Here is a 12653-nt window from a genome sequence, read left to right as displayed (position 1 = left end):
AGGCACCTCTCCCTATGATCTAATTTTCATGAGTTGTCATGCTTCCTAAAGATCTCAACAAGCTTGCCAACGTTTCCTGTTCTTGCCCCAGTTTAGAAAAAAAACGGCGATCGGCTTGCTCGACTATGTCTATTGCCTTGGATATCAACCTCTCTCCAGCTGGAGTTAAAGAGATTGATTTGGCCCGCGTGTCCGTCGGATGTTCCTTGCGAATGAGGAAACCTTTCTTTTCTAAGTTACGAAGTACTTGTGATGCCATCATGGGATCCATATGCGAATGCATGGCAATTTGAACCTGTGTCACATCCTCGAGAGGAGATTGAGAATTTAACCACTCTGTGGTTGCCAGCAAAATAAATTGAACATGCGTGAGATCCAAATCATGCAGGGCATAGCGAAGATTTTTTTGCCATAGATTCGTAACCTGCCAAAGATGAAATCCTGGACTATCATAGGGCTTTCCGTGTTCCGTTGTCATTGACCCTCCGATAATTCAACAAAAAATGGTATATGTACATATAATAAGTTTATTTATTATTTAATACAATCATTTTTTGTCGAAAAATAGGACTAAAGTCATGTTTTTTTTGTGAATAAGCAAACAATTTGACGAATGTTAGCGTCCTTCTCCTACTTATTTTATACTTGAGAAGAGTCAATTCCTGCTTGAACCGATCTCAGTGTGAAGAAAACCTGTTTTATATTAAAATTTGGTATGACCAGGTATCTCTTTTGGAAACGATAGGAAAGATTGAAAGTCGCAATCTTACATACGAGGAGTGAATTATGTGGAGAAACGTTCGTTTGGTTCGACCGGGCAGCAATTTCCTATTCTGAGCTTTGGTGCTCAGCGCATTGTCGATGAACACCAGTGTACAGAAGATGAGGCGATTCAAATTGTAAATCGGGCAATTGACGAAGGAATCACCTATTTCGATACAGCACCAAGCTATTCGGATGGACAATCTGAGGAACGACTTGGCAAAGCGTTGGCACGCGATGGTCGAAGGAAAGATGTATGGATTGCTACCAAAACGCATGATCGAACAAGAGACGGTTCCCTGAAGCTGCTGGAAGCAAGTCTGAAGCGCCTGCAAACGGATCATGTCGAAGAATGGCGATTGCATAATATCATGACGATGGAGGAACTTGATCAGTGCTTCGCCAAAGGCGGAGCGCTAGAAGCGCTTCTTGAAGCCAAGGAACAAGGGATGATCAAGCATATCTCGATCAGCGGTCACACGAATCCTAGAGTTCAGTTGAAAGCGATTGAACTCTGTGACTCGTTCGACAGCGCGCTTGTTGCCTTATCCGCAGCAGATCATCTCATCTACAGCTTCGCTCATGAGTTTTTGCCTAAAGCGGTTGAGAAAGGTGTCGCTATCATCGGCATGAAGGTTATGGCGCTCGGTAAGCTGGCTCCTTGGTACGAGAAAGCACTCCAATATACGTTCTCGCTGCCGATATCTACCGCAATTGTCGGTATGGAATCCATGGCGCAGCTGGAACAAAATCTAGCCATCGCTAAGAGCTTCAAGCCGATGACTGAGCTGGAGCAGCTCGAATTTCTCAAAGAAATTGCCCATCTTGCTACCCCCGATGTGCTGCGTTGGAAATCAACCGATTGGGTGTCCGGTGAATGGTACGTACGTAATTAATAATAGAAGCCAGCAAGTTAACGCCTTGATCGCAGGCATTAACTTGCTGGCTTTTCAATTGAAATAGATTCGGTTTGCCACTCGCTTATTCTTCGAAGATGTAAGTCAGCAGCGCCCCTAGCTCTTTGATTGCCTGCTCCTCTTGCTCGCCGTCCACTTCCAATGTTACTTCGTCATTCTGTTGAATGCCGAGTGTCAGCATACTAAGCGAGCTTTTGCCGTTGACCTTCTTTTCGCCTTTGATCACATTCACTTTGCAAGGGAATGTGCCAACCTTCTGAACGAATACTTTCGTCGGACGGGCATGAAAGCCGGATGGATTTAGGACAGTAAATGTTTGAGATATCATTTCAAGTCACTCCTTGTCTTCTGTTCTACGAATTGTTTAATCTGGGATTGGCTGCTCAAGGATAAAATCTGCTCCGTGTAGCCTGCCCAATCCCTATGTGAAGTTTGTTTAATTAAGGCTCTTGCCGGCAAAATCGAGCTGGCACTCATACTAAATTCATGGAGTCCCATGCCGAGAAGAATCGGTATGGCGGTTTCGTCACCGGCCATTTCTCCACACATGCCAACCCATTTCCCTTCTTTTGCAGCTGCCTGTATAACCATTTGAATTAATCGCAAAATAGCGGGATGGCAAGGTTGGTATAAGTAAGAAACGGTCTCGTTCATCCGATCTGCCGCCATTGTGTACTGGATAAGATCATTCGTTCCAATACTGAAGAAATCGGACTCTTTCGCCAAGAAATCCGCTGCTAGCGCTGCAGCCGGCACTTCAATCATAATACCGACCTCTATGGTTTCAGAGACGGCAATTCCTTCTAGAACAAGCTTCTCTTTCTCTTCTTGAAGCAATTGCTTAGCAGCCAGCAGCTCATCCACAACGGCAATCATCGGGAACATGATTTTCAATTGTCCATAGCTGCTTGCTCTCAGAAGCGCCCTTAGCTGTGTACGAAACAGATCCTGCTTGCTCAGACATAAACGAACCGCTCGCAAGCCAAGGAATGGATTACTTTCAACAGGGAGCTTCATGTACGGGAGTTCTTTATCTCCACCTATATCGAGTGTACGTATAACGACAGGTTTATTGTCCATGCGTTCCAACACGTGCTTATAGACCTGGAACTGCTCCTCTTCACTCGGTAGAGCGTTGCGTCCCATATAAAGGAATTCCGTCCGAAACAAACCGATACCTTCCGCCCCGTTAGCTAATACCTTCTGTAAATCTTCAACACTGCCTATGTTGGCAGCCAGTTCTACACGGTGACCATCTGCTGAGATCGTAGGTCGATCAAGCAGCTTGCGCAGTTCGACTCTACGCTGATCATATGCCGCTTTGCGGGCTTGGTAGCTCTCTACCTCTTCATCGCTTGGAGCGATGAGTACGGCGCCCTCTACGGCATCCATAATAATCATGGTGCCCGTTTTGATTTCCACTGCCGCTGCTCCTGCTCCAACAATAGCTGGCACCTCAAGCGAGCGAGCCATGATCGCCGAATGAGAAGTACGGCTGCCGATCTCCGTTACAAAGCCAAGCACATAATCTAGATTTAACTGTGCGGTATCAGATGGCGTCAAGTCTTCGGCTATCAAAATACAAGGCTCGTTAATAGCCGAGATCGCTGCATAAGAGACACCACGAAGTCGGCTCATAATCCGGCCAGTGACGTCACGCACATCACTAGCGCGTTCCCGGAGCAGCTCGTTATCCATGGAGCTAAGCACTTCGATGAAGCTCCTTGCTACTTCATGCAGCTTATATTCAGCATTCAAGCCTTCGCCTTCAATCCCTTCGATAATAGCATCGATATAATCCGGATCTTCCAAAAGCATCAAATGTGCCTCAAAAATTTCAGCTTTTGCTGCACCCATACGCTGCTCGGTCAAATCTTTAATCTCTTCTAACTCTAGTTTTGCTTCTTCGATAGCTTTGCGGAAACGTTCTACTTCTATAAGAGCGTCTGCCACTTTCTCTGGGGCAGTTTCGTAATGATCATTGTTCAGCCGAAAAGCTTTCGCTATCGCAATGCCGGGGGAAGCAGCAATGCCGGTTAGTCGTTTTGTCATCATTTTAGCCACTAGGGAACTCCCCTTTCTCATGAAAGATCTGATTGTTGTAATTGTTCATATTGGGTTTTAATCATCTCATGTATCAGATGGTCTTCAGTGATAGTCGTATACTTCGTTATCGTTTGAGCAACTCCGAGCTTTCGCAAATCAGCTTGAATCTGGGCGGCTTCAGGATCTTCCTGATCCTTAAATAAGAAAGCGGCGGCCATTGCCATAGCTGAATAGGTCGGTTTCATCCCAAGCTCAAAGGCCTGCAAAGCAGGACGAACAAGACGATCATTGCTGGATAACTTGCGAATCGGTGATCTTCCTACCCGCGTAACCTCGTCAATCAAATGGGGGTTTATGAATCTGTTCAATATTTTATCGATATACTGCTCATGCTGAGCAGGATCGAAGCCGTGCTTTTTGATAAGCAAGGCGCCGGTCTCATGCATCACATGGCGCACTAACGAGGCAATTTGTGAATTCGCCATCGCATCTTGAATCGTCTTAAAGCCATGTAAATAGCCAAGATAAGCAGCGCTGCAGTGTCCTGTATTCACGGTAAACAGCTTGCGCTCAATGTACGGCTCCAAATGTTTCACAAAATGGATACCATCAATGCGATGGAAGCCCTCCAACATTTGGGACTCGTCAACAACCCATTCGTAGAAGGGCTCAACCGTAACTTGCAGCGGGTCTTCATTATGTTGGATTGGAACAATCCGATCGACAGCAGCATCAGGAAATACGATGCTTGCGTCTACTTTATTACGTAGATCTTCACGAAGATGAGTGTACATGTGTTCTTTGAGCTGCGTACTACCGCCAATCGCATTCTCACACGCAATAATGTGAAGCGGCGCCGCGCCGCGTTCGATTCGCATTTCAATGCCTTTGGCGATGCCGGGCGCAATATGCTTCAGAATGCTGACACCCACTGCTGTTGTAACCAAATCAGCCTCAGCAACGGCTCTAGCTACATCATCTAAGTTCTTACCATTAATCGCTGTAACATTAGAAACGGTCAACGTTTCTTTATTTTCATTAGCTAAGCGTACAGTATATGACTTCCTCTCCTTCAGTAGCTCTACCAAGCTATCATTCACATCGGAGAAGATCACCTCATAACCGGCTTGGGACAAAATTAATCCAATGAACCCCCTGCCGATGTTTCCTGCACCAAAATGGACAGCCTTCATGACGCCATCCCGCTTTCGAAAATTTTCACCATTTCTTCAGGCGTCGCCGCTTTCATGATCAGCTCTATGTTCTCATCTTCGGAACAAATCATCGCAACATTCGTTAAGATATCCAGATGATCACTACCCGCGGCTGCAATACCGATGACTAGGTTGGCTTTTTCGCCTTCACCGAAATCCACACCCTCCGGAATTTGCACGATCGACAATCCTGTCGATAAAATCAATGATTTGGAATCCTGCGTACCGTGCGGGATGGCCAGACCATTTCCCATATAGGTGGACAAAGTTTGTTCTCGTTCCAGCATTTTATCGATATATGCAGCTGACGCATGACCTGCATCTACTAGTAGTTGGCCTGCCATCCGAATGGCCTCGAATTTATCCTTGGGCTTAGCGTTTAGTTTAATTTTATTCGTTGATAAGATCGTCATGGTAATCTCTCCCTATATCCGATTTATTTTTTATTTTCTAAAAAGGCGGCGAGTTCCTGGGATAAAAAATGCTTGATCTCAGACTGCGTCCCCGATTTCAACAGTTCGATCATTTCTGGAATCAATAGAAAAGAACTTATTTCACTGAGCACTTCTAGGCTTTCTTTCGAAAGCTCCTTCGGACCGAGCATGAGCAGGAGCTGCTTTACGTCTGACGCCATACCTTGGTCTAACTGCAGGTCGTCCTTTAATCGAAACAATGTGAAAGAAGGCTTCCTAACCTGCTCGCTTCGAATGTGAAAGAGGGCTAGCCCCGTGTCTGGGATAACTTGACTGCTTAAACATTCTCTTTCAAGCAGCAGGTTAACGATTAGTTCTACTTCATCGATCACACCTGAGTGTCTAACATATTCACAAATGACCTCCAGAGTTTCTCTCAGGCTGTCAAAGGATTGCTCGATGTGATATACCGTGAATTGATCTATGATGCTGACAATTTCGTTAATATAGTGTTGAATACGATGCAATCTGTTCGTTGAATCAGTGTCTTGAGGCGATTCACCACGTTCTCCAGCTTCTTTTTGCAGCGTAACATTTTGAATAAATAGCCTTAATCGCTCGGCTTCTTCTTTAGTTAACAGTGGGCTTAGCTTCAAGTACTGATCTTCGTCCAAAGGCAAATCTACTGTTGATATAATCAAATCGTATTCCTTTTCAGGGATGCGCGCTGCTTCAAACCAAGAAGCATGACCGATAATATCAATTTGCGGAAGTTCCTTCGTAAGTCGTACGGCCAACATTTTGGAAGTCCCGATCCCACTTGTGCATACGAGAATCGCTTTTACGTTACGCCTGAATTGCTTTTGCCTCTCGATAGAAGCTCCGAAATGCATGACCAGAAATCCTATTTCTTCATCAGGTACGGCAATTTCGGTTATTGTTTTATCTACAGCTCTCCGTATAGCATCAAATAGAGCTTCATAATCTTTCTTGATTTGCGATAAAAGCGGATTGCGTATGATCGCTCCTGCTTGAAGTCGCCTCAAAGCGGACTCCAAATGGCTAAGCAGCCCCTCTCGTAATGAACGATCATCGCTGAAACGGACCGCGATGCTGTTCTCCATGTTCCGGATGAGCTTCCATACGATTTCCATATAGCTTAGTTCTTCCAAAGAAAGCAGCTGATTCGGATGTTTGATTGACTTGGGCTCCAGTAATTCAGCTAAATAAAAAATTTCTGGTGTTGTTAATTCAATTGGAATTACCTTCGATAGCTGCTCAATCGTATGCGTAAGCAGCTTATTTAGGCGAAGTGAGTAAGGTTCAGGGTGAAGTTCAATCTGTCTACCCTGCTGAATTCTAGCGATAGTTATCGAAATATGAATAAGCAAATTGGTGTAATCCTGCTCGGATAGCTCACTTAAACCTTCATCTTCAGCAAGCCAAAGAGCGGCCTCCACCTTAGTAAAGTTTTCTTTCCCAATGAGTTCCAACAATCTTTGTGTAACTGGCGAATGCGAATTCACATTCTTACCAAATAGATCGGCTTCATCGAGACCGTCTTTGGCAAGCTGTGCAATCATCCTGCGTTTATTCGCCTCGGAACCGCTCAAACCAACACCATACCCTCTTTTACGTACAAGGATGAGGTCAGACTTCTGAATCCAGCTATCCAACTCATCGAGATCGTGCGTGATGGTTGGGACTGTTACGCCTAAGTCATGAGACAAAGTGAATAGCTTGACAGGCTCATCTTCTTGCAGTAAGGTGCAAAGAATCATAGTTTTACGATCTTCGGCAGAAAATTCAATGTCCATCATCCCATATAACATTCGCCGGAACGCCTCTAGTTTTTCCGGTTCTGCTTGTAGATGTATCCCTTTCCCTGATTTTTTTTGCAAAGTTAATCCATAAGCTGCCAAAATCGTCTCCAACTCGGACAGCTCCCTATGAACCGTTCTTGTGCTTACATTGATTTCTGCAGCGATTTCTCCTGCTGTAATATCCTCTGTTCGATTCATTAACAGCTCTAGGATTTGACGATTCCTGTTAGACAGGCTCATGATATTTCTCCTCACGAACAAAATGGAGATAACGCCGGCAAATAGCCAGCGTTAGAAAGGGTATTAACTTAATCGTTTCACAAGTTCATCGTATTCTGGACTTTTCATGAAATTTTCGATAGAAATGTGTTCAGCCTCCGGAGCCTTATTACGTGCTCGATCGGTTAATGATTTATGTGTGATAACGATATCTGCATCAGGTGGAATCTCGCTAATTGCTGTGTTGACCACAATGACATCGATAGCAGCTTCTTTCATTTTCTTTCTTAAAATGGAAGCTCCCATTGCGCTTGACCCCATGCCTGCATCACAGGAGAACACAATTTTTTGTACCTCGGAAGCTGGCGTCAATGTTGAGCCGCTGACTTTTTCAGCTGCAGCGGCAGCGGGAGCTTGTTTCATTTCTTTCATTTTCGCTGTTGCCTGCTCCAAATCTTCTTCATTCTCGGTTTGTTTCGTCGTTTTCAACAACAATGCACCGACTGCAAAAGTGACAATCGTAGATGTGATAACCCCGGTGAAAATCGGCAGCATACCGCCTTTAGGAGCCATGGCAATGTAAGCGAAAATGCTTCCTGGTGATGGCGGAGCAACTAGACCTGCATTGAACAGGGAGAATGTGAACGTACCCGTTACGCCACCTGCAATCACAGCCAGGATCAGTCGCGGATTCATGAGAATGTACGGGAAGTAAATTTCATGGATACCGCCAAAGAAGTGAATAATAGCTGAGCCAGGAGCCGAAAGTCTCGCTGCTCCACGTCCAACAAACCAATACGCGAGAAGGATACCAAGTCCTGGACCGGGATTGGACTCCAGCATGAACAAAATCGACTTGCCTGTTTTGGAGGCTTGATCCAAAGCAATCGGACTTAGCACACCATGATTAATCGCATTATTTAAGAACAATATTTTACCTGGTTCAATCAGAACGTTCGCTAGTGGGAGCAGACCTGCATTCACAAGTGCTTGAACCCCGGAAGCAAGAGCTTTACTCACGACCTGAACAGCAGGACCAACTACCGTGTAAGCAAGAACGGCAAGTATAGCGCCGATGATGCCTGAGGAGAAGTTATTAACGAGCATTTCAAAGCCGGATTTAATTTTACCTTCAATCGATTTATCGAACTTCTTGAGTACCCACGCAGCGAACGGACCTACGATCATCGCCCCAAGAAACATAGGGATATCCGTTCCGATGACAACCCCCATCGTGGTTACAGCGCCGATGACGCCGCCGCGTGTTCCGTGTATCATCGTACCTCCCGTATAACCAATTAGAACAGGGAGTAGATAAGTAATCATGGGGCCGACGAGCTTAGCCAAATATTCATTTGGAATCCAACCTGTCGGAATAAATAAAGCCGTAATTAATCCCCAAGCGATAAATGCACCAATATTAGGCATCACCATACCGCTCAAGAAACGACCGAAACTTTGTACTTTCACCCGGAATCCTCCGGAAGATGCTTTCTTTTGTGCAGCAGTTGCACTCATTAGGTTAACCTCCCTTTGTCTCTTTCATGTTCTTATCGTAATGCAAAAGCGCTTACATATTCAATCAAATCAAAATCCCTTTTCGTCATGAACAATGTTGACAACATTTTAACCAACAGGTCATCTCAGCTTATGTCATCCTTGGACGAGCGTGTTTGTCATTGTTAATTGCACAGTAAGTTACGCCGAAGATAATTCTCAAATACATGCGAATGAGTACGTTGTAGTACCGCCGCATGGTGGTAGTCAACACTTGTTTAAATATTCGTTTTATTCGATGGTTCTATCCGTGTATTCTATAGCAGAAAGAAATCGAAGAAATTGTTGTACGTAGTACGTAGTACAACTTGTCTTCCAACTTGTTCTCTTACTTCTTTTACTACTACTATTACCACTACTCTCTTACCCTCACACTCTTCCATATCTCCCATCATTCCAACACTCCCATCACTTCTACTACTTCCAAACTTCCAACATTTCCATCAACTCCACACTTTCACTACTCCCGACACTTTAAGCACTTTCACCATTTCCACCACTTTTACCACCTCAAACATTTCAAACGCTTCCACCGCACAATCCAACAAACAATGAATCACGAAAACATCATCACTTTCCAAGTGATAATGCATGTATCCACAATCTCAATTTAGTAATATTCGCAGCTAACTATGTATGACAGGTGTATACCTTCACTTGATAAATATAAAAAGAGCCGCAAGAGAAAATATTCCCTTACAGCTCTTTGTCTTTGGTTACTCAATGATAAGTGCATAAACGATGCCGGGTCCATGTACACCAATGGTCAAATCATTCTCGATGTCGGCTGACCGGCTCGGACCCGAGATGAAATGAATACCTGCCGGTCTGTCTTCGGCAGCAAGGTCATCGAATGGGCGCAATACTTCGCCCAGCTTTGTTTTTATTCGATCCACCGGGATGATGGCAATGAAGGTGGTTGGCAGCAAGCTGACACTTCTTCCCCTGGTCGCAGCGGAAGTGACCACTAGTGAACCTGTGTACGCGACAGCGTGTTCGACGGCCACGATGCCGATGTCCGCTCCAGCGGCCTTCGCGACAAGCTCATCTTTGGCAGCAGGATCAGCACCTTCTGCGTTCCACACAGTGATGTCGGTTTCCGTGTCAGCAAGCGCAGCACGAAGGGGCTCTAGCTCAGCTTGATCCTGAATGATCAAGTGCTTCGCTTGTGTCTTGCCGATAAAGTCGGCAATGAAGGCTTGCGCCTCTTCCATCCCCTTCAAACGCTGGGTATGACCTCCGGCCTTCTGCCAGTTCGCCATGAACAAATGAATACGCTCTTCAAGTGGGAGATCCACCTGCCCCCAGAATTCAGGAGCCCCCTTCATAGGGTGCGCGGGGGCTGTTTGCATTGGCTTTGCTCTGCCTAGCCGATTCGAAATATTAGCAAAGAAGGCCTCCTGATCCTTAAGGGCTTCTTGTTGAAGCTTCTGGAGAAATGCTGCATCTGATTTAGCCATGATGATGTCCTCCTCCGCCGTCTTTACGATCTGCCACAAGCTTCTCCATGCGGGCTTTCATCACAGAATCAAGTTCAGGGAAGGTGCCTTCTAATCCCTGCTCGATGTCTTTCCACGATTCACGGAATGTCTTCTTCGCCATGCTTGGCGCATAACGGTAGGAATTCCAACCTTTCAACGGACCTATCTTCGCTTTGATATGACCATCTCGAACTAACAATTTCTGCCCAATACGGCCGAGTTTAATTAACGCTTTAACCCGCTTTGCGTCGGACATCAAGAAATTAAAGCCTTTCATGCCGACCTTCTCAACAAAATCCGTCGCCCCGCGTTCCACTTTGCGTTGACGGAGATAAATGAGCATATCATGCAGCGGTATCTTCACTGGGCATGCCTCATAACAGGCACCGCACAGGCTTGAAGCACTTGCAATATCGTCCCATTGGTCGACATTTTTATTAAGTGCCGGCGTAAGCACAGCGCCGATCGGACCACTATATACACCGCCGTAGGCGTGACCGCCGATATGGCGGTAAACTGGGCAAGCATTTAAGCATGCCCCACAGCGAATACAGTTCAGCAATTCCTGGAATTGCGGATCTCCTAGCTGCAAGGAACGTCCATTATCCAAAATGATGACGTGCATTTCTTCGGGTCCATCGCCATCCTGTTGTCGCTGCGGTCCAGAAATCACAGACATGTACACAGTTAGTTTCTGTCCTGTAGCCGATCGCGGCAGCAGGGTCGCCATGACTTCGAGATCGTCCAATGTAGGAATGATTCGCTCCATGCCCATGAATGTGATTTGTGTCTTAGGGATGGTACTAACCATCCGCGCATTGCCTTCATTTTCAAAAAGAACGATAGATCCCGTATCCGCAATAGCAAAATTACAGCCCGTCATCCCAATGTCAGCTTCAAGAAACTTCTCACGCAGTTTTCTTCGAACATAGCCAGCCAATATCCCTGTGTCCGGCTCAAGTTTCTCGCCAGCATCCTCAGAAAGCAGATCGGCGATCTGATAGCGATTTTTGTGAATCGCCGGAATAATAATATGCGAAGGCGTCTCGCCTGCCAGCTGAATAATATATTCGCCAAGGTCCGTTTCAATCGCCTCGACACCGATTTGCTCAAGCGCATGGTTGATATGCAATTCTTCGGAAACCATCGACTTGGACTTAACTACACTTTTCGCCTTCTTGTGCTCGGCGATTTGCATCGTCAAACGAACAGCGTCTGCGCTATCTGCTGCGAAGTGAACATGCACGCCCTGCGCTCTCGCATTTTCAACGAATTTGCCAAGATAATAGTCCAAGTGTGCAATCGTATGCAGCCTAATTTGCCTGCCTCGCTCACGCCATTCTTCCCAGTTCCCAAGCTCTTCGGAGGCGCCTAGTTTACCGTTTTTAAGCCGTTCGGTCGTGAACTTAACCGCATTGCGAAGAAAGTCATTGTTCAGTGCGACTTTGGATCTTTCCTTGACGGTCCCACTAGGTTTATGATCGCTCATGCGCCAGCTTCACTCCCTCTGCCAATAATTCCGCTAGATGCATGACCTTCACGGGTTTTCCACGATAGGATAAATTACCTGCTATATTCATTAAACATCCCATATCGAGTCCAACTAACACTTCTGCTTCTGTTTCCAGCACGTGATCCGACTTCTCAGATACCATAGCACCTGAAATATCACACATTTTCACCGCAAAAGTCCCGCCAAATCCACAGCAATCCTCCGCATGAGGAAGGGGTACAAGCTCCAAATCACGGATATTTTGCATCAGCTGCATCGGTTCCTCTTTAACACCTAACAGTCGACTGCCGTGGCAGGACGGATGATAGGTCACTTTGTGAGGGAACACGGCCCCCAAATCAGTAACACCCAATACTTGCACGAGGAACTGCGTGAATTCATATGTTTTTTCGACTAAGTGATTAGCTCTTGCTAGATTGATAGGATCATTTTCAAACAGCTTCGGATAATAATGATGAATCATACTTGTGCATGAACCCGAAGGTGATATCACAAAATCACTGTCTTCAAATGCTTGAAGCAGTGTCATCGCGGAACCTCGCGCCTCATCCCAATAGCCACTATTGAAGGCAGGTTGACCGCAGCATGTTTGAGTCGCAGGGAAGTCCAGCTTGACTCCGTATTTTGCAAGTAAGTGAACCATAGATTCGCCAACCTTGGGATACACAAGGTCGCTTAAGCACGTAATAAACAAGGATACTTTCATGA

Annotated in this window: 11 protein-coding genes; 1 reads left to right on the top strand and 10 read right to left on the bottom strand. The window is 45.7% G+C overall.

Annotated elements, in window-relative coordinates; all coding sequences use genetic code 11:
- Nucleotides 1-19 precede the first annotated feature (19 nt).
- Entirely contained in the window at nt 20-478 is a 459-nt protein-coding gene (locus QFZ80_RS04565) for a MarR family winged helix-turn-helix transcriptional regulator (RefSeq protein ID WP_307548456.1), read from the bottom strand.
- A gap of 310 nt (nt 479-788) precedes the next feature.
- On the opposite strand from QFZ80_RS04565, the gene QFZ80_RS04560 reads away from it, so the two are divergent.
- Nucleotides 789-1658, top strand: a complete 870-nt coding sequence (locus QFZ80_RS04560) for an aldo/keto reductase (protein ID WP_307557483.1) — start codon at nt 789-791, stop codon at nt 1656-1658.
- An 85-nt stretch (nt 1659-1743) separates the two neighbouring features.
- Here QFZ80_RS04560 and QFZ80_RS04555 read toward each other — a convergent pair whose 3' ends face one another.
- The 9 genes from QFZ80_RS04555 to QFZ80_RS04515 form a co-directional block, all read right to left on the bottom strand.
- The gene (locus QFZ80_RS04555; RefSeq protein ID WP_307548460.1) at nt 1744-2007 is read right to left on the bottom strand and encodes an HPr family phosphocarrier protein; all 264 of its coding nucleotides are present in this window, start codon (nt 2005-2007) and stop codon (nt 1744-1746) included.
- On the bottom strand, nt 2004-3731 hold the full coding sequence (ptsP, locus tag QFZ80_RS04550; RefSeq protein ID WP_307555677.1) for a phosphoenolpyruvate--protein phosphotransferase: 1728 nt from the start codon (nt 3729-3731) through the stop codon (nt 2004-2006). The genes QFZ80_RS04555 and ptsP overlap by 4 nt, the downstream gene beginning before the upstream one ends.
- Before the next feature lie 29 nt (nt 3732-3760).
- On the bottom strand, nt 3761-4918 hold the full coding sequence (locus tag QFZ80_RS04545) for a mannitol-1-phosphate 5-dehydrogenase (protein WP_307557481.1): 1158 nt from the start codon (nt 4916-4918) through the stop codon (nt 3761-3763).
- A complete protein-coding gene (locus tag QFZ80_RS04540) occupies nt 4915-5352 on the bottom strand; it encodes a PTS mannitol transporter subunit IIA (RefSeq protein WP_307548464.1) in 438 nt (145 codons plus the stop codon). The genes QFZ80_RS04545 and QFZ80_RS04540 overlap by 4 nt, the downstream gene beginning before the upstream one ends.
- Before the next feature lie 23 nt (nt 5353-5375).
- A complete protein-coding gene (locus tag QFZ80_RS04535) occupies nt 5376-7415 on the bottom strand; it encodes a BglG family transcription antiterminator (RefSeq protein ID WP_307557479.1) in 2040 nt (679 codons plus the stop codon).
- A gap of 63 nt (nt 7416-7478) precedes the next feature.
- On the bottom strand, nt 7479-8912 hold the full coding sequence (locus tag QFZ80_RS04530; protein ID WP_307557477.1) for a PTS mannitol transporter subunit IIBC: 1434 nt from the start codon (nt 8910-8912) through the stop codon (nt 7479-7481).
- 755 nt (nt 8913-9667) lie between these two features.
- Nucleotides 9668-10411 (bottom strand): LutC/YkgG family protein, encoded by a 744-nt coding sequence (locus QFZ80_RS04525; RefSeq protein WP_307557475.1) that lies wholly within the window; start codon nt 10409-10411, stop codon nt 9668-9670.
- Nucleotides 10404-11921 (bottom strand): LutB/LldF family L-lactate oxidation iron-sulfur protein, encoded by a 1518-nt coding sequence (locus QFZ80_RS04520; protein WP_307548472.1) that lies wholly within the window; start codon nt 11919-11921, stop codon nt 10404-10406. Before QFZ80_RS04520 ends, QFZ80_RS04525 begins: the two co-directional genes overlap by 8 nt.
- Nucleotides 11908-12651: a (Fe-S)-binding protein gene (locus QFZ80_RS04515; protein ID WP_307557472.1), complete on the bottom strand. Its 744-nt coding sequence runs from the start codon at nt 12649-12651 to the stop codon at nt 11908-11910. The genes QFZ80_RS04520 and QFZ80_RS04515 overlap by 14 nt, the downstream gene beginning before the upstream one ends.
- Nucleotides 12652-12653: the final 2 nt, after the last annotated feature.

The organism is Paenibacillus sp. V4I7, assembly GCF_030817275.1.
In the GTDB taxonomy this organism is placed as follows: domain Bacteria; phylum Bacillota; class Bacilli; order Paenibacillales; family NBRC-103111; genus Paenibacillus_E.
The sequence above is the reverse complement of the archived record's forward strand: the minus strand, read 5'-3'. Positions and strand labels throughout refer to the sequence as shown.